Annotated in this window: 16 protein-coding genes; 5 read left to right on the top strand and 11 right to left on the bottom strand. The window is 52.9% G+C overall.

Annotation, left to right across the window (positions count from 1 at the left end; genetic code table 11):
* The first annotated feature begins 271 nt into the window (after window positions 1–271).
* Window positions 272–1,264: a TAXI family TRAP transporter solute-binding subunit gene (locus AAC620_RS04265; RefSeq protein WP_340242920.1), complete on the top strand. Its 993-nt coding sequence runs from the start codon at window positions 272–274 to the stop codon at window positions 1,262–1,264.
* An 86-nt stretch (window positions 1,265–1,350) separates the two neighbouring features.
* Complete coding sequence (locus AAC620_RS04270; RefSeq protein WP_340242921.1) at window positions 1,351–3,693, top strand: TRAP transporter permease; 2,343 nt, start codon at window positions 1,351–1,353, stop codon at window positions 3,691–3,693.
* A gap of 37 nt (window positions 3,694–3,730) precedes the next feature.
* Here AAC620_RS04270 and AAC620_RS04275 read toward each other — a convergent pair whose 3' ends face one another.
* The 6 genes from AAC620_RS04275 to AAC620_RS04300 form a co-directional block, all read right to left on the bottom strand.
* On the bottom strand, window positions 3,731–4,237 hold the full coding sequence (locus AAC620_RS04275) for a transcriptional activator RfaH (protein WP_340242922.1): 507 nt from the start codon (window positions 4,235–4,237) through the stop codon (window positions 3,731–3,733).
* 68 nt (window positions 4,238–4,305) lie between these two features.
* A complete protein-coding gene (locus tag AAC620_RS04280; RefSeq protein ID WP_340242923.1) occupies window positions 4,306–6,771 on the bottom strand; it encodes an LPS-assembly protein LptD in 2,466 nt (821 codons plus the stop codon).
* Between the two features lie 67 nt (window positions 6,772–6,838).
* The gene (locus AAC620_RS04285; protein ID WP_340242924.1) at window positions 6,839–7,741 is read right to left on the bottom strand and encodes a hypothetical protein; all 903 of its coding nucleotides are present in this window, start codon (window positions 7,739–7,741) and stop codon (window positions 6,839–6,841) included.
* 5 nt (window positions 7,742–7,746) lie between these two features.
* A complete protein-coding gene (locus AAC620_RS04290) occupies window positions 7,747–9,192 on the bottom strand; it encodes a mannose-1-phosphate guanylyltransferase/mannose-6-phosphate isomerase (protein WP_340242925.1) in 1,446 nt (481 codons plus the stop codon).
* Window positions 9,193–9,205: 13 nt separating this feature from the next.
* Window positions 9,206–10,057 carry an FkbM family methyltransferase gene (locus AAC620_RS04295; protein ID WP_340242926.1) on the bottom strand — a complete coding sequence of 284 codons (852 nt, stop codon included), beginning with the start codon at window positions 10,055–10,057 and terminating at the stop codon, window positions 9,206–9,208.
* Complete coding sequence (locus AAC620_RS04300; RefSeq protein WP_340242927.1) at window positions 10,051–10,650, bottom strand: glycosyltransferase family 32 protein; 600 nt, start codon at window positions 10,648–10,650, stop codon at window positions 10,051–10,053. Before AAC620_RS04300 ends, AAC620_RS04295 begins: the two co-directional genes overlap by 7 nt.
* Window positions 10,651–10,838: 188 nt before the next feature.
* On the opposite strand from AAC620_RS04300, the gene AAC620_RS04305 reads away from it, so the two are divergent.
* Entirely contained in the window at window positions 10,839–11,648 is an 810-nt protein-coding gene (locus AAC620_RS04305; RefSeq protein WP_340242928.1) for an FkbM family methyltransferase, read from the top strand.
* On the opposite strand, the gene AAC620_RS12365 is transcribed toward AAC620_RS04305, so the two are convergent.
* Window positions 11,645–12,358, bottom strand: coding sequence for a glycosyltransferase (locus AAC620_RS12365; RefSeq protein WP_445322429.1), 714 nt, complete (start codon window positions 12,356–12,358; stop codon window positions 11,645–11,647). The genes AAC620_RS04305 and AAC620_RS12365 overlap by 4 nt on opposite strands.
* 189 nt (window positions 12,359–12,547) lie before the next feature.
* Between AAC620_RS12365 and AAC620_RS04310 the strand changes: the two genes are divergently transcribed.
* Entirely contained in the window at window positions 12,548–13,684 is a 1,137-nt protein-coding gene (locus AAC620_RS04310; RefSeq protein ID WP_340242929.1) for a Wzz/FepE/Etk N-terminal domain-containing protein, read from the top strand.
* Window positions 13,685–13,705: 21 nt separating this feature from the next.
* Here AAC620_RS04310 and galU read toward each other — a convergent pair whose 3' ends face one another.
* The 4 genes from galU to AAC620_RS04330 form a co-directional block, all read right to left on the bottom strand.
* Window positions 13,706–14,524: a UTP--glucose-1-phosphate uridylyltransferase GalU gene (gene galU, locus AAC620_RS04315; RefSeq protein ID WP_340242930.1), complete on the bottom strand. Its 819-nt coding sequence runs from the start codon at window positions 14,522–14,524 to the stop codon at window positions 13,706–13,708.
* 191 nt (window positions 14,525–14,715) lie between these two features.
* Window positions 14,716–15,000 (bottom strand): type II toxin-antitoxin system RelE family toxin, encoded by a 285-nt coding sequence (locus AAC620_RS04320; RefSeq protein ID WP_340242931.1) that lies wholly within the window; start codon window positions 14,998–15,000, stop codon window positions 14,716–14,718.
* 620 nt (window positions 15,001–15,620) lie between these two features.
* A complete protein-coding gene (locus AAC620_RS04325) occupies window positions 15,621–16,736 on the bottom strand; it encodes an MraY family glycosyltransferase (protein WP_340242932.1) in 1,116 nt (371 codons plus the stop codon).
* A gap of 142 nt (window positions 16,737–16,878) precedes the next feature.
* The gene (locus tag AAC620_RS04330) at window positions 16,879–18,144 is read right to left on the bottom strand and encodes an O-antigen ligase family protein (RefSeq protein WP_340242933.1); all 1,266 of its coding nucleotides are present in this window, start codon (window positions 18,142–18,144) and stop codon (window positions 16,879–16,881) included.
* 462 nt (window positions 18,145–18,606) lie between these two features.
* Between AAC620_RS04330 and AAC620_RS12370 the strand changes: the two genes are divergently transcribed.
* Window positions 18,607–18,765 carry a tyrosine-type recombinase/integrase gene (locus AAC620_RS12370; protein WP_445322430.1) on the top strand — a complete coding sequence of 53 codons (159 nt, stop codon included), beginning with the start codon at window positions 18,607–18,609 and terminating at the stop codon, window positions 18,763–18,765.
* The last annotated feature ends 173 nt before the right edge of the window (window positions 18,766–18,938 follow it).

Here is an 18,938-nt window from a genome sequence, read left to right on the forward strand (position 1 = left end):
CGCTTGCCCTGCACTCTCTTGTGTCGATTTCGACACATGGATTTTGCGGCAATGGGTCAACTTTGACCAATTGGCCGAGATTCTTTTGCAATCGTATAATTTGTTAGCGCCAACTTAGTTGCTTTGATGGGATTTAGACCAGTTTGTGGACGTGACGGGCTGACCCCGTTGCAGACCAAGGAGGGAGCCTTGGCTGCAAAACCTGCATCCAGATCAAGCCCAATAGAGGGGCGCATGCTGGCGCAGGATGACCTTAGGGAGAGATTTGAACATGAAACTCACCAAAATGACCGCATTCGCGATGACCACTGCACTTTGCGCAACTGCCGCGTTTGCAGATGGCCATATGGATCGCACTGGATGGCCTGAAAGCTTTACTGTTGGCACCGCATCTCAAGGCGGCACCTATTTCGCTTATGGTTCTGGCTGGGCAAACCTTGTCGCAGAAGAATTGGGCATGACAGGCGGCGGCGAAGTCACCGGCGGCCCAATGCAGAACATGGCGCTTGTGCACACGGGCGAAGTCGCCTTCGGCATGACCACAATGGGCCCTGCGGCGGAATCCTTGGCAGGCACCAATCCAATCGCACCTGGTCTGCAAATGACCAATGCCTGTGCGATGTTCCCAATGTATCAAACGCCATTCTCGGTGACGGCGTTGTCCTCCTCGGGCATCACAAGCATTGATGAAATCCCAGATGGCGCGCGCATCGGCTTTGGCCCTGCGGGTTCGACCTCTGACACCTACTTCCCTCGCATGATGGAAGAGTTGGGCGTCAACTTTGAGCGCCGTAACGGCGGTTGGTCGGATCTCGGTGGCCAGTTGCAGGATGGTCTGCTGGACGTGATCGCCTTTGCCGCAGGTGTTCCTGTGCCCGCGGTCAGCCAGCTTGAAGTGCAGACGGACATCAACATCATCGAATTCACCGAAGAAGAGCAGGCCCAAATCATGGCGGCCTTCCCTGTGTCTGAATTCAACATCTCTGCGGATGCCTATACCACACTCGAAGCACCTGCGCGTTCCGTTTCCATGTGGAACTTTGCGATTGCAAACTGCGAATTGCCAGAAAGCTTTGTTTACGCGGTTGTGGACACTGTGATGTCTGACAATGCGCGTATGGTTGCCATCCACGGCGCCGCACGTTCGACCTTGCCCGAAAACTGGGACAAGAACGGCGTTTTGATGTGGCACCCAGGTGCGGCACGTTGGTTCACCGAAAATGCAGGCGCGACCATCGCGGCTGATCAGATTTTCGGCGGCTAATGCTGTAATCTATCAGGCGCGCGGGGGCCTCAAACCCTTCGCGCGCCTTTTCTTTTGCCCTTATCGGCAGAGCGGAAGCAAAAATCATGACCAACACCTTACAGACCAAAGCCAGCGATCTTGACGCGATCGCGGAGACAGGCCCCGTCATCGCCGAAGGCGTAGATCAGGAACCTGTTGAGAATAACCGCCGCCTGTTCACAGGCCCTCGTATGATTGCCGTGGCTATCCTTGCAACGCTCTATGCAGGGTTTCATATGGCCGCATTGAACGGGATTTCTATCTCGGCTTGGACGGGCATAGATCTGCCGCTTTTGCCGCAATTCCCGCTTGAGACTTGGAATTTCCGAATTGTCCACATCGCAGGCGCGCTTGTTTTGGGCTTTGTGCTTTATGCGTCCTACACTTGGAAAGAAGACGCAGAAGCCCCCAAAGATACGGCCCTCTTGTCTAAGGCGGGCTATGCTTTGTTCATTCCCGCCGCCTTGGCGTTATGGTCTGCGCTGTCCTTTGGGCGGTTGATCGACTCTGGCACATTGCCAGAGATGGGGGGGCTTGTGTCATGGGCCGCCTTCCCTGGAACCGAGATTTATGAAACCGAGATTTGGAACTTTGGTGTGCCCCTCTTGGTGGCGACCTTTGGCGCCATCATCTTGGGGTGGTTTGAACGCAAGCCACGCGATAGCTTTGCGACCAGCGATTTGGTGCTTGCGCTTTGCGCAATTGTGGTCGCGGCCTATCTTGTGCCAATTTTCTCAACCGCGGCGCGCAATTCAGTCGGCACGCCCTTTGTGCCAATCGGTGTGGCCTTTGCCGCGACAGCAGGCACAGCGATGATCATGGAATTGACACGCCGCGTGGCAGGTCTTGCCTTGGTGATCATCACAGGCGTGTTCCTTGTTTACACCTTCACCGCGCATTTGCTGCCTGGCATCTTGGCCGTGCGCAATCCCTATACGTGGCAACGCTTCTTCGGCCATCTCTATTCGGATGCAGGCATCCTTGGGCCAACAACGGCGGTGTCCTCAACCTATATCATCCTCTTCATCATTTTTGCGGCTTTCCTTCAGGCTTCGAAAGTGGGTGATTATTTCGTGAATTTCGCCTTTGCCGCAGCAGGGCGCGCCCGTGGTGGCCCCGCCAAAGTGGCCATTTTCGCAAGTGGCCTGATGGGTATGATCAACGGCACCTCCGCGGGGAACGTTGTGGCGACAGGATCGCTGACCATCCCCTTGATGAAAAAAGTAGGCTATCACAAGAAAACCGCAGGCGCGGTCGAAGCGGCCGCCTCAACAGGCGGCCAGATTATGCCCCCCATCATGGGCGCAGGCGCTTTCATCATGGCCGAGATCACAGGGATCCCCTATCAGGATATTGCAAGCGCCGCGATCATTCCCGCAATCCTCTACTTCGTGTCGGTCTATTTCATGGTCGATCTTGAGGCCGCGAAATTGGGTATGCGCGGCATGCGTGAGGATGAATTGCCAAAATTGGCACTGCTTTTGAAGCAGGTCTATCTGTTCTTGCCCATCCTGATCCTGATCTATGCCCTGTTCCAAGGCTATTCCGTCATCCGTGCGGGCACCTTGGCCACGCTCAGTGCCGCCGTTATTTCATGGATGCCCGTGTTGATGGTGCGCTTCTTCCCACAAAGCCTACCCGCCGCCTCGGTCGCGGGTATGGGGCCACGGGAGATTCTCAAGGCGTTTGAATTGGCTGGCATCATGGCCATTCAGATCATCGCGGTTTGTGCCTGTGCGGGTGTTATCGTGGGTGTGATCAGCCTGACAGGTGTTGGTGCGCGCTTCTCGTCCCTCCTGTTGGATTTGGCGGGTGTGAGCCAAGTTCTGGCACTATTCTTTGCGATGTGTATCGCGATCCTTCTGGGGATGGGCATGCCCACCACAGCCGCCTATGCGGTTGCGGCCTCGGTGGTCGCACCGGGCTTGGTTGAGCTTGGCATTCCGCAGCTGACCGCGCATTTCTTCGTGTTCTATTTCGCGGTTGTCTCGGCCATTACACCGCCTGTGGCGCTGGCCTCTTATGCGGCGGCGGGGATATCGGGGGCAAATGCAATGGAGACATCGGTGACCTCGTTCAAAATCGGTATCGCCGCCTTCATCGTGCCTTTCATGTTCTTCTACAATTCGGCCTTGCTGATGGATGGCACCACACTTGAAATCCTGCGCGCAGGGGCAACCGCCATTTTCGGCGTGTTCCTGTTGTCCTCAGGGGTGCAAGGGTGGTTCATGGGGGCGCGCAACCCGTGGTTCTTACGCGCCATCCTTATTGCGGCCGCGCTGTTCATGATTGAAGGCGGGCTGCTGACTGATCTGATTGGCCTTGGTGGCGCAGTTGGGGTCTATGTGATCCAAAAACTGTTCCACCCAAAGGCGGATGCACAGATCGATGTCAAAGGCCTAGATTGATCCGACAAAGCGGCCCCCTTGTGGGGCCGCTTTTCATTTAGGTCTTTGTTAGATCCTCTCGCGCGACATTGATCCGGGTCTTTTGCCCCATCAGGTCAATCAAAACCCAAACGCGCTGATCTTCATCCAAGCTTTCGACTGTCGCAACAAATTGTGAGAACGGGCCCTTTTGCAAGGTCACCTGATCTTGCGGGGCCAGATCACTGGCTGCTGTCAAAACCCCCGCATCATCGCACCGCGCCTGCAATCCCGCCACCAAATCATTGGGCACAGGGCTTGGCTGCCCTGCGAAAGAAACAATGCGCGCCACGCCATAGGTCGAGTTGATCTTGCGCCACGCCCCCTGCCCCGCATCTAGCGCCACAAAGAGATAGCCCGGGAAAAGCGGGCGGGACTTGGACATAAACCGCGCACCAACACGGGATGTGACACTCAGCATTGGTAGGAAAGTTTCAAAGCCTTGGCGGATCAAATTGCGCAAGGCAATGCTGTGCGAATTGGGTTTGAATTGCACCAAATACCATTCATTAGCTTTATCTGGCATCAGGCTCCTCCAATTTATTAAGCGAATCCAATCAACTTTAGCCACAGACGCGATAGTCTCCGGCCGCGTCAATTACACCTTCGGATTTGAGTTCCACTCCCACGCCCAAATGCTCCAAGTTCAAAATTCAGAGAAAATTCTGTTATCGGATCGAGATTTGTTACGCGGTTATCAACACGTGTCACTTGAGCACGCATCAATACACACTCGTTTTGGTAATCAAGTGACAGTCCGTAGCGCCGGACAGTGTCGTCCTCTCTCGCGTAAAGGGCAGAGATGTCGCCTCCCCAATCGAGGGAGTGCCCCACCATAAAGCGCAGGTCGTCATATTTGTTGCTATCGCGGTCATAAACCCAGCTCAGGGAAGAGTTCCAATCGATATCATTGTCAAAGCGAATAGAACCCTCCGTGTAAGACCGCTCGCTCTCGTATCTGTCGCTGGTCAAGCCAAGACTTGCATCGATCTGTGGTGTGATTTCGGCAGTCAGTCCTATTCCCCACCGACGCACTTCGTCGGGGCTGCCGATGGCCTCATCGCTATCAACCCTGTGGTAATTTCCATTCAGGGTCAGAAAGTCAAAATTTTGCGATGCCGTGACGCGGTCAGATATTCTTTCAAACTCTGGGTTGAACTGGCTGATGACCGAGAACTGAAAATCGCCGCCATTCTTGCCAAAGCGTGTCACGTATAACTCGCCCTCCCTCAAAAGCGCATTATCCGAGGAAAGTATGAAGTCTCTCTCTGCGGAACCGCCAATGTAGTAACCAGACGCTGTCTCAAAACGATACGTTAGGTCGACGTCACTTGCTGTAACGTCATATTGTGAATTCTGGTTGCGGTTTACACGACGAAAGCGGCCCAGAGACGAGTAATTGAATGGATCTACTTCATCAATTGAACCATCTACAGACGGCATGGTCACATCACCTGCAGCAAAATATACGAAGCCAATTGATGGTGTGATTGAGTGCCTTGAACCAGAAGCCGTATCAAATTGGAAAGGCCATGTAAGACGCGTCGACAAAACACCGCTGGATGATGACTGACTGTCAGGATTTACCGCGTCATCGTGAATTCCGTAATGGTCGAAGAATAACGAAGCATCACTGTCGACACGCAACACATTGCCGGCCTGCCAGGTGTCATTCCATCTCACATTCGCAGTTATTCGATTGATGTCTCTCTGCCGCGAATTGGAAGCACCGAACTCATTATAATTCGCTTGCGCCCCAAAATTGACGGTGAAATGCCCGGGTACGCCATCAAAGCTCTCAAACAGCGTCCACTGAGAATTCAGGACCCTGTTCGGCGCATCGTAAGTGTAATTAGGATCTCGCAATGCCGAGAAGCCCGTGTAATCAAACGCGATCAACTCATCGCTCTCTCTACGAGAAAACCGCAAAAAATTATTCAGTCGATCTTCGTTGAAGACGACATCATCATTGCCGAATGTGGTAATGCGATCCGCGAAGAAGTCGTATGTACCGATATAAGCGCGATCGCTTGACGACTGGCTCTGGAAGACGACGTTGAAACCGTTGTCCAAATCAAAGCGTCCATTAGAGAATAGAAACGCTCTCACATTGTCATTGGTCAAGTCGTCTTGGCTGAGGGCGCCGTGCATCTCGACGTACCCTGAGCTAAAGGCCTGACGATAACGCCCCTGCAGTGTCTGAAGGAGATAGTTTCCCGCGTCGCGCCCGCCATCAAGCGTCACTGTCGGCGTCACAGTGACGTCAGAGCTGTCACCCAACATACGGAAATACGGCAAACCAACACGCGCACCCAAGCGTGAATTGATCGAATATGTGGGTGCCAAAAAACCGTTTGCTCGCTCGACGGTCGGATCGGGCGTCCTTAGCCACGGCGTGTAGAGCACTGGGTAGCCGGCTATTCGCAGCTGCGCGTCATTGTATGTAATCGTTCGAGCTTCTTGGTCGTGAACAGCACGTCGCGCTCGCAATTCCCAAAGTGGCGTCGCGTTTTCTGAGCACACCTCGCAGGCAGACGCCCTCACATATTCTAGCTCAGTGTAGCGGCCATCACGCCGCACCATTTGATCTGATGCAATCTGCATATTTTGGTCGATCAACTGGCGAGCCGATGTGATTACGCCATCCCTTAGGTCGGCGGACATGTCCGCAAATTCACCGTAGAGTGTCTGCTGGCCGGCTTCATCGATCAACATCAGCGGGCCGTCGACGATTACGCGATTGGATACTACGTCGTATGCGACACTGGGCGCGCGAAGCTCCAAGCCATTAAAGAAAATTTGGACATTGCCGGTTGCGTGGTAAAACTGACGGTCTTGATCGAAGTAGAGGTCATCAGCGATCATTGATGATACCAGTGGATCATCTGCCTCCTGATCCTGTGCGAACGCAAGCGGGGCAGTCACGCTAAAGGCCGCCATGAGGGCCAAAACTGCGCACCAATCCCTTAACGTTTCTCTTGTATTTTCGGCTCGCAACAGTGGCATCCAGTGTCCTCCAGTCACCACCAGTATTGGAATAAAATTATCATTCCAATACATGATCAACGCGCTTAGCTAAAAATATGAGACTGTTGTGGCCACCCATACATAAGAAACAAATCGACCGTTACTTACGGTCCGATGGCATAACCCGCTCTTCTACGCTCGAAAACAATGGCTTAACAGACTTGCGGCGCCACTCATTTACAACAAACCTTAATGGAAGCCACACCAGTCTCACTATCCCTTTGAAACGCCTCTCAACAAAAAATTGAAAAAAATCGTCCATATATGTCCTGCATCGGCCCTTAAAATGATAGAGCACAACACCTCTTGGCGGCGGCAGAAGATATGGGTGATCCCTATTCGGAGAAAAATTATATTTGGCTGCATCAAGAATTTTTATACGCAGACCGTCACAGTCATAGACATCGTTCGAAACTTGCGTGGAACGCTTTTCAATGATTTCTGTGAGTACCAATTGGTCCCCGAACCAACCCGCCTCTTTGCTGAAAAGCTCCGTAATTATTTCATCTTGCAAACGATAAAACCGCTGACCACAGTCGGAAGAATGATCATTAACAAACACAACACCGCTGTTATAAGGCATTCGCCTGTCATCACGGCGCGTAATTGCTATGTCAAAACTGTCATCAAAGACTTGCTCAATTCCGGCCCTAACTAATAGCACATCCGGATCACACACTACGTATTTACCGCGATCAGCATGGAACTGAAAGAATTCAACGAACTGCCGAATGACGGCCAAAGTGAGCTCGCTCTCCGACGGCCGCAGGGCTCTGATTGTCTTCAAAACATCTGAGACGACTTCGACATCTGAAATGAAGTAGGCGGACCCGAGACGTGCGTTTTTCTGAAACGAACGCGCAAGTAGTTCAGCTTGGCGGGCTCCACCGATTAATTCATTGATTGCCGCGTTCGATGAGCCAGGTACTGGAGAGAAGTGGCACGTCAATAGGTTGACACATGTTAAATCACCGTTTTCATCGTTGCCTGCAGTTAAGTTCATGGACATTAGCTACGGCTATAAACGTCTTGGTATCTGACAATGTCGTCCTCACCGAGATATGCCCCTGTTTGAACCTCGACCAACGTCATTGGAAGCTTTCCCGGGTTTTCCATCCGATGTGTCGCACCCAGTGGAATGTAGATAGACTGGCCCTCAGTGACCAAGCGGACATCGTCATTCACTGTCACCCGCGCGGTGCCCTCGACGACAATCCAGTGTTCCGAGCGGTGGTGATGGCTTTGCAAAGACAAAGCCGCACCTGGATTAACGTGGATGCGCTTCACCTGAAAACGATCACCAAGCGCCAAGCTCTCAAACCATCCCCACGGCCTGTGATCTTTAGTCGACTGCTGCGCCTGCTTGATGCCGCGGCGCGTAAGTTCGCTGACGACAAGCTTTACATCCTGACTTCGGTCCTTGTGAGCAACCAACACCGCATCCCGCGTCGCCACAGCGACAATGTTGTCTAGCCCCAGCCCAACCAAGTGCACACTCGGATCGTCCGACCGCAACAGAGAATTACTGCAGTCAATAATCGTCACTTCACCATTGGCGGCGACACCATGTTTATCGGGATCACCTGCCTCCCAGATTGCATCCCAACCACCCAAGTCAGACCACTCCCCGACAAAGCGCACCGCAGACACATTGCCGGCCCGCTCCATGACGGCATAGTCAACAGAAATATCTGGGCATTTGCCCCACGGCTCCGCAGCGAGACGTAAAAAGCCAATGTCCTCCTCACTATTCTCCACGGCGGACGCGACAGGCTGCAATAAATCTGGGCAATACTGCTTGACTGCATCCCGGAAATCGCTGGCACGAAACAGGAATATTCCAGAATTCCAAAAGTAGTTCCCATCCCGCAAATAGCGTTCTGCAGTTGCAGCATCAGGCTTCTCAACAAATGAGGTAACGGATGCAGCCCCATCCTTGCTCCCAAATGAGCACTCAATGTAACCATAACCAGTTTCTGGACGAGAAGGCTGTACTCCAAAGGTGACAATATTTCCGTCGAGAGCCGCTCGTATGCCTGAGCCCACACAGTCAACAAATGCCATTACATCTGGCACCAAGTGATCGGATGGCATCACCAACACCAAAGCCTCGGGATCTAGCGCCCCAATGTGCTCAACCGCTGCAAGTATTGCGGGGGCAGTGTTTCGAGGCTCGGGCTCAATCAAGATTGCGCCGGGATCAATGCCCAGAGCCTGTAATTGTTCGGCAACGATAAATCGAAAATCGTTATTGGTTACGATTATAGGTGCCTGAAATTCAAGGTCCCCACAATTCACCAAGCGCAGCGCGGACTGCTGAAACAAAGAGTGATCGCCCACTAGTTTTGAAAATTGCTTTGGATAGCTCTTGCGGGAAGTCGGCCAAAGGCGGGTGCCCGATCCACCCGCTAGGAGCACGGGATAAATTTTTTGTGTGGAGCTTGTTAATGACATATTACCCCCAAAGCTAATGACTGCGCTTCATCACGGCTACGACATCAAGTTGACGGCCCTCGGTGATAGCACGACTAAAAAAATCTCTGCCTTGTTCGACAATCTTCATCTCAGTTACGATTGATACAGATTCAGCGCTGGAAAAAAGGAAATTCACAAATTTTATAGCATCTTCCTCACCAAGAAGTGATGGGGAAAATTCAACAACTAACAGATCCGGAAAAATGCCAGCATCAAACATGCTCGTCAGCACTTTGAGTTCAAAACCTTCGGCATCCACCCAAACGAATGCCACTTCCTGTGCGTTAATTTTATTTTCATGCAGCACCGAAGCCAACGTCTTTAGCTCCAAAATATTTTCAGAGACAGAGGCCTGCGGCCGAAATTGTGGCAAGTTTTTTGAAAAGCTGGCCGCACCCAAATTTTTGGGGTCGATAAACATCGTCTCTGAACTAGGAACGTCTGAGACACCTACCGGGCAGACAAGCACTCTCGACACAGTGTCGTTCAAATTCAAGTTGGACCGGAGAATTGGCACGATCTTCTCCTGAGGCTCAATTGCGACCACTAGATCAAACAGGCTAGATTGCGCCAGTATGAGCGTCTGAGTACCTATATTTGCGCCAACCTCTAAAGCGACTTTCCGACCGCGCCGCGGCGAATCATTTTGAATAAAATGACCTAGGGTAAGTTCTGTCTCATCTTGGAAATACAGTCGATTAGAAATGTATGAGCGCGCAAAAATGTAGTCTCTTGGGTATCCAACCAAGCGATTGCGTCCAACTCTCACACTAACCGGAACGTTTCTGAGCCGCATTAAACGCAGCCAAATAATTCTAAATATTTTTTTAATTGGCCCTACCACGCAATCTGTGCCCCCGAATATGCTATCGGCAAGATTGGCGGAAATTCCCTGCGCCAAAAATGATACAACACACAGCGGCCCTCCGCGTCCAGAGACTTAGCGACCTTCCGCGAGTGCAGCACTTCATCAAATAGTGTCACAGTGTCTGGCTTAATATCCTGCTCTGAGAGTGCTTGCTGCAAAAACAAGTGTAGATTTTTACACAGCAGGTGATGGTCCGCCTTGAGCTGAGCGTTCGTGGTGTCGCACACATCCTTAATCGCGCGCTTTAGAACAGGATGCCCAGGCCCTGCAGCCAAAAACCCTTGAAACAGACTATCTGGGACTGCTCCAGACTTTACTGACAGAAAATCACAACCCAACAAATACCGGTGCAGGGGCGCAGTGAGCAGCACATCTGTGTCGAAGTACACGCCACCCATAGTGTAGAGGTAATAGTATCGAAATAAATCGGCTTTGTGCTCTCCAGATTTGAGCTCCCTGAAACGATCCGACACACCTGGAAAATCACTGTGGGGATGTTCGTCAAAGAATTTTAAAATCGCGTCATCATCAAAGTGAACATATGAAAACCCATCGCCCAACACGCGCATTGTACGCCGAATGATGCGCTCAGGCGGGCGCCTTAACGAAGTTTGCATTACTGTCCGCGGTATCATCTGACACTAACCTTTTTGCTCCACAGGCCTGGTAACGGCTATTAAATTTTGAAACAAGGGCAACACCTAACTCTATACGGGCCAAAATGCGAAAATCATTCATTCATGACCGCATAATGCAAATGCGTGAGCGGATTGTGCTGAGCAACCTGAGAAAGCTCGCGCGACGCAACTTAGAGAGCCACCCCCAAATGGTGGTATTCGCCCACGACTTGGTTTCTCATGAAATAGCCGCCCGTGGGCTCTACGAGGCAGACCTCCTGCACAGCATATTTAGCTCACCCGGCTTCAACACGGACATATATAATGGAGCGTGCCTAGATATTGGGGCCAATATTGGCAATCACTCAGTATTTTTCGCCAGAGAATTTTCTGAGGTTCTGGCCTTTGAGCCCAACCCCCTGACGGCCCAACTGCTTCAAATTAATGTTCGTGCCTGGCCGAATGTGAGGACGCTTCAATTTGGGCTCAGTACGCAAACAGGCGATGCGTTGCTTCAACCCGGCACCTTCAACGTTGGAGGCTCCAAAATAGTGAGCCAAAATACTGGCGACTGCATGCCAATCAGGTTGGAGAGGTTAGACACCGTCATCGATACACTCGAAATTCCAGTCACATTCATAAAGCTAGATGTTGAGGGGCATGAGTGTGACGCACTCAAGGGCGGAGAAGTTACCATAAATGAAGCCTTACCCATCATTTTGTTCGAGCAACATGCGAAAGACTTTCAAAATGGAACCTCTCCAACGATAGAACTCCTGAAGTCCTGGGGCTATCAATTCTTCACCCGAGACGACAATGGGTCACCAATCTTCCGTCCCCGCCCAAGTCGCAAATGGCACCGGGAAATGTCATTCGTCGAGAAATACTATCCGGGGATATTGGCCGCACACCCCATGGGCCACAAGATTTGGACGGATGACGAACACTAAGCCGTTTCATTCAAAGTCGCGATGCGATTGCGCTCAAATATTTCAATCCGCCGTAAATTTGTGTGGTGACCATCTCTCGTGCGCGTGAATTGCTTTCTGTGTCTACGGTACAGGACATGTAGCCGACTATCGGTGTGTATAACGCACTCGGACCACAACACCCGGCTCCATAATTCAAAGTCCTCCACGCCATCAAAATATGGGTCGTATCCCCCAACGCGCTGCACGGCTAATTTGGTGAACGCCGATCCCGGATGCACAAATGGGCACTCGTGCAATGAACGACGGCGCGCAGCCTCAATGCCCTGTGGCACCGTGATACGCTTTAGCTTAGGGAAGCGGAGCGCCGATCCAAATACAAACTCGGCCCCAGCATCAAACAGTTCCGCACAATAGTTCAGCCTACCCGGCATCATAATGTCATCAATGTCATGACGAATTACAAATGGCGCGCTTGCAGCCTGTATCCCAGTATTCAGCGCAGCCGAGATACCCCCCCCCTGGCTAGTGATCAAATTCACGGAAATACCGGCGCGCTTTATTTGTCTTTTGAGGAGCGAATACTCTTGAGAACTGGGGCCGTCGAGACAAATTATGACTTCGGCATCAAAGTCTCGCGCCGCTAACCGACAACTCAACAAGGCAGACAAAGCATATTTGGCGCCATGACGAAATGGTATAACTATTGAGAAATCGTGCACGCGCGCCACCTCATCAACTACCTGCCGCCCACCTAAGAATTATAGGCTCAAAACACAACACGATTTTGGCTATATTATCCAAATTGACTTATCGAACGAAGCCCCATTCCTTCGTCCAATTAATGAGTTATGCCTTTCAATCATTACACTGAAATGACTATATACACTCAGAGCAAGACTTAAGAAGGACGACAGATTTTGCCCACTGATCAATACCCCAACGACGAAATCGACCTCATCGAACTCCTACAGAGCCTGTGGGACGGGAAGTGGTTAATTGGTGGCGTGTCGGCGGCGGCCCTCTCGATAGGTGGAGCATATGTCGCACTGACGCCCGATAGCTTTGATGGGAGGCTCGAGCTCCGCCCGATCAGTATCAACTCACAGTCCGCTTACTTAGAACTCAATGAACTAGATTACTTCAATATATCGCCCGACCTCCTCCTAAATACCTTTGCCGACGTGCTTTTGGAGGGACAGGTGTTCATAGAACAAATGGATACGCTCTCCGTTTTAAATCGCTCAAATTATGACAGCGAGGCTGAATACCGCGACGCACTGTCACAAAAGTCATTTGAGGAGATCAAAATCAGTCAATCGCTACCACCTGAGAACGTCACGATAGACCCTGAGGAAGGTCAATTGACCACGCCTTGGGTAATTGAAATTTCTGGGGACCACATAGAGACCACCACGACGCTGCTCACCAATGCACTCACGCGCGCAGAAGAAATCACGCGCTCCCGCCTGATTGAGAACTTTGAAGTCCTCGCCGCAAACACAGAACGCTCTCAAGCTTACACAATTGAAGACACCGAGACGGAAATAGAGAATGCATTTGAAGACTACACAACACAGCTCTCCGACCGCCTCGAGTTTCTGCAGGAGCAGGCGCAAATCGCGCGTGCACTTAACGTCGCGCGCAACACCCTCGAGGTTAATAGTTTCACGCAGGGCACATCAATATTAGCCAACGTGAACGCTGAGACGCCATTCTACATGCGGGGCTACGAGGCAATTGAAAAAGAAATCGACCTCCTACAGTCGCGAACCAGTGCAGATGCATTCATACCGAACCTGCGAGAACTACAGACGAGAATAAGATCGACACAGCAGGACCGGACACTCGAGAGAGCAGTGGCGGCAATTGAGGCAAGCCCGATACACGAACCAGAGCGCTTCACCGCGGCGCGCTACGACATTGCCTCACTCGATGTCGAGTACCACAAGAAGACGCCACTAATCCTGGCACTGTCAATGATACTGGGCGTCTTTGTGGGGGCAGTTTCGGTCCTCATACGCGGCGCCCTGCGATCACGCACAACTCAAAATTAATGGCTCCTTGGCGAACTGAATTTAACCGCGGCCGGAGACGGCAATGATCGCGTCGAGATATCCCTGCACGCTGCCGCAGTCAAAGCGGCGGCCACGAAGCGTGACGGCATCCACGGCTCCATTGGCGGCCTGAGCGTTAATTGCATCAGCGAGCTGCACCTCTCCCCCCGCTCCCGCTGGCTGTGTCCGCAATATATCGAAGATGTCTGGCGTTAGGACGTAGCGACCGATGCTCGCCATGTTCGAGGGGGCATCCTCGGCGGCTGGCTTCTCCACGAGGCCCGCGACAGATCCCGGAACTGAGCCCGGCACCACGACGCCGTATTTTGAAATGTCCGGGCCGTCGACTTCCATCACACTCAATTGAGTGCGGCCCGTGGCGCCAAATGCACGCACGAGGTCACTCGTGACGCCGCCCCCCTCACCAATTGTCAGGAAGTCATCGGCGAGGAGCACTGCAAAGGGCTCATCGCCCACCACTCTCTCCGCGCAGAGGACTGCGTGGCCCAGCCCCAATTGCTCTGCCTGCCGCACGAAGATGCACTCAATTCCCTCCGGCAGGATATTCTTGACCATGTCGGCCTGGTCGTGCTTGCCCTTGGCACGCAGCGCCATCTCGAGCTCCTGATTATTGTCGAAGTGGTCTTCGATGGCGCGCTTATTGCGACCAGTGACGAAGATGAGAGTGTCAATGCCAGCTGCGATGGCCTCCTCGGCGGCATATTGGATGAGCGGCTTGTCAACAATCGGCAGCAGCTCCTTCGGCATCGCCTTGGTCGCGGGCAAGAAGCGCGTGCCGAAGCCCGCCACCGGAAACACTGCCTTACGTAGTCTCGCCATTTTTGACTATCCGCCCCGCCACAACTTGAAGATTAAATCTGTTTAATGGCTTCAATTCTGAGCGCAAGACCCAACGCCCAGGCGATACTGTGGGCCTAAGCGACCTCAGTTAAGCCGGATACGAGCCGCGACGCCAGCACGCGTGCGTCAGCCCATTGGCGTCGCATAATATATTTTCGTTAGGGTGATACTCACTCACGCGCATCAGCTGAGCGATACACAGCCCCGCGCTCCCGCTTTCCGACGGCAATTACCCCCACCGTGACGGTAGTGTCATCAACGCTGTAGACGAGGCGATATCCAGAGGAGCGCAACTTAATTTTATAGCGATTTTTTCCGCCCGACAGGCGGTCTGCAGGCACGTGAGGGGCAATAAGACGCTCACCTAGCTTCGCCTTGAACTGTGCCCTACTTGTCACCCCAAGCTTCTTCCACTCGCGCAACGCGGCCACGTGGAACTCGAGACTATAAGTCACTCAGATCAACGCTCACAAATGGCCCGCCGTCGCGTGCGTCGGCGAGCGCATTGAGCTCAGCGTCTTCGAGAGCTTCTAGCATTTGGCCGTATAGATCCGCCGGCACGCAGTAGAATGCCGGCGCGTTCCGGTTCAAGACTGCCACTGGCGCCCCGCCGCCAGACGCGACAGTCCCCATCGGATTTTTTTTCAATTCCGTGACACTCACTGTGAATTCTGTGAGAACTTGACTGACCATAAATTCGCCCCCTATTGAGTGCTTTCTTTAGCACCAAATAGAGTACTTTTCAAGCGCACCATTACAGTGCTCACCACACATGAAATCACGCACCGGCAGTCTTTTTTAAAAATCTCTCCGCGTCGCATAATCAGCGTTTCGTGACATTCAGACAATTATTTTGCCTCACTAGAGAGGCAGCCCATTGCATTTATTGAAAGCCAAACACGTCCGCGTAAGAGTTACTCTATTCGAGGCGCATACGATGCCTGTGATGATGTAGTCGCTGAAGATCGACAGAATTGGTTGCGGACACATCACTGCCGAAGAAACTACCACCACAGAGTTGGTTTGACTGTGGCAGCAGGATAACTGGAAAGCTTCGCGGAGTGAGATAATAATACTAGACTTCCCCGCGCCCGCGCCCGCGCCCGCGCCCGCGCCCGCGCCCGCGCCCGCGCCGAGACCAGTGCATTCCGGCGAGATATGTCAAGAAGAAGACGCCAAAGGCCACAGCCGACAGCCAGGCAGTGGCCACGACGTTGTCGTAAAAGAGGACCCCCGCAAACATCGGCGCGAGCGCCATCGGGACGATCATCGCGGCGGCGAGCGGGTTGGCGATGTGGCGGCGCCCCCGCCCGAGGACTGAAATCTCGAGGCCGCGCATTACCAGCTGGTGGAAGTGCAGCCTATCGGGCCGCGTCATGTCGGCCCCCCGGACCGTCCGGCGCCAGATGGCGAGGAGCGTGTCAGCAATCGGCCAGAAAAAAATCAAGAGGATCGCGAAGGCAGACACGTGTGGGGAGTTCCAGACAATCGACACGGAGGTCCACACGAGGATGTGCCCCACCACATAAGCGCCGCCGTCTCCCATAAACACGCGCCCAAATGGAAAATTGACCACCAGGAAACCCGCCAGCGCCGTCAGCAGGAGGCCCAGCGCCTGAAAATGTGCAGCGAGACCCACTTGCGCGCAAATCGCCATGAGGGCGGCGCAGACACCCATCGACACGAAAGACGACAGCCCATTGAGACCATCGATCAGATTGAAGGCGTGCGTCACGCCCGCGCAGGCGAGCACCGTGAAGGGGATTGCGACAGCCGGCACGGCCATGCCTCGGTCGACAATCGGAATATCCAGCCGGGGCAGCCACTGCCCAAACGCGACCACGAACGCGGCCCCGGACACGACGGCCGCCAGCAGGCGTAGTCTCACGCCCGTCGGGTAGCCCAAGTCCTCCGTCACGCCCGCCACGAATAGCGGCGAGGAGACCAATAGGAAGAGCTGGTAGCCCGACGACACTGCTGGAGCGGAGAACCAGAACCAAGTACCCGCGAACACGACCCCAAATACCGCAACTCCGCCAAGGCGCGACGTGGGCCGCGTGTGTGACGCCTGAACCGCAGACAAATCCACGGCCCCGCGCCCGATCCGCACAAATATCAGCGCCACGCTCAGGGCGAGGGACGCGCCGAAGACGTAAATGAAGTTCGTCAGAAATGCATAGTTCAAAAGCATGCGGCACTCACTACACTAATGGCAGTATGCTTCAAGCGGAAATACACTACGGTAACAAATGCGATACGACCGCCCAATGCCAGACCAGAGTGATTCCCTCGATCATTGCAATGTGCCACTTACTATACACAGCTGGCCAAAATTATCCTGACCTAAGCGGCAATATCCCCCTGCCCCGTAGGTACCCGTACGCCACGGCAATGAACGCCATACCAGCGTGGCCGTGCTCATTAATCATGGTAGTGTTGCCCAATCCGGCCACAGCGAAGCCAATGGCCACAAGAAGTGCAGCAACCGCCGCCCCCCGATCCATTGGGTCAAGTTGATCACGGCTGAGTGCAATCGGGAGAAATGTTTTAAAATATAAAAACAGAAGAATGGTCACCAGCGTAACGCCGACCAGCCCGCGCTCGATTAGCATGGTTGTCCAGAGATTGTGACCGTGTTCGTAGTGCCAGTACACATTCGGGTCATACTCTATACCGTCCGCCTCGAGCGCTGCGCGCACCGCCTCCTCTGACGTGGCCGTGCCGAAGCTGAACCACCCAGTACCGAGAAGTGGGTGCTGGTCCCACACTGCCAGAGCAGAGTTCAGGATCTTGTCCCGCCCGGAGAAGAAATTGTCGCCAGTAACCCGTTGCACCAACTCTGACCGGAAGCCTTCCGCAGTTGGCGTCATTAAAACTGCAGACACCAGGGCTAGCCCCGCAACTGTCGAAAGAACAAGGCCGCGTAGCGACCACTTTCGCACCGCAACAATACTGAGTGCCACAATTATTACTGCCGTAATTGCCACGCCCCCGACGAGGCTGCGTGATGGAGGCAAGAATGCCAAGGAAGATATAATTGCAATCACACCAAGGATCTGCAGCCACCTCTCGCGTGCGTAAAGGGCACCAAGGCCGGCAGCAAGCGGTATTAGTGTGTACATGGAGGAGTGGTTAACGTGGCCTACCGATCGGAATTCTGGGTATGGCTTGTCGTTAAATTGCCAGACCCAAAAGCTTTCGACTACTGCGACTGCGCCGCCAAACATTAACGCCGCCCACACAATGAATAGTTGTGCACGTGAATAATTTAATCGCGCGGCGGCAATCACGAAGAGCGCCAGCAGCGTCCACCTAGGGGCTGAGTTTAGTGGTGTTATAGTGTCGCCATAAGTAGAGAAGAGAGGTGAAACCCATAGGACAGCCGCGAGGCCCCAGATCGGCCAATTCAGGGCGCAGTGGGCGCCAACAGACTTACACCTGAATGACTGCACAACCCACGCCAATAGGAACAGCAGGCTGAAGATGTTCTTAGGAGCCTCAAACAGCGGGAGGCTGACGAAGGTTGCGGCAATAAGTAAGACTTCAAAATGCGACGCAGTTCGCTCTTCACTACATGCAAAAATGCCCCAAAAATTCATTTTCTCTGTGGCCTTTACAATCTACTAGCATGGCAGGTCACTACTTAAGACGATGTTGAAATGCAAGACCACCAGAACTTGTTCACCGTAGCTGATTTTATCGCAATCACACATCATCGGAACCCCCAACCCCATGAATTGGCGCGGCTTTCTACTTAACCGCGCCCCCACCAAAGCGACAGCTTCCGCTTGTGTTTTGCGCCCAGCGCCGTTAGGCGGTTTGCATGCGCAAGTACCTCGACATACCCCTCACCATAGTCGTGACGCTGGCTTGTCCCTGGCTCTGAACGAAGCGCTAAATTGTTAAGGGGATGATTTCGAAAGAAACCCAAGGAAATTGAAGCAGTCTTCTGCGCACTTAATCACGGTCGATGTATTGACCGCCCAATTTGCCATCGTAACGTCAATGAAATTATCAAGAAGAGTGTTGTAAAGGTTTAACCGTGTGAGCGGCCAAGTAACTTGGAAGTTTCAGGGCATTCACTGCGCGTTGGGGCTGCTCAAGACTTACTCACAAAGGGCTACGATCTAGCAGCAATCATGCGCGCGGGTGGATGGTCGAATGCAGAGACTGTTTCGAGATATTTGCGGTTTTCGCAGCACAATATTTGGAAAGGCTGACATATACACATGCAATTAATCATAACAATTTGCTTATTATTTTTCCTTTATTCAAAACGATACTTTTCCATTCAACTAGCCGAAAATAATTACCTACAAGCTCGTACACTTCACAATGCTGAAGTATATTTGGACATTTATATTCCTAGAAAGTGCACTGTCTACACACATCC

It is taken from the genome of Roseobacter sp. HKCCA2468, assembly GCF_037805105.1.
Classification (GTDB): Bacteria; Pseudomonadota; Alphaproteobacteria; order Rhodobacterales; family Rhodobacteraceae; genus M30B80.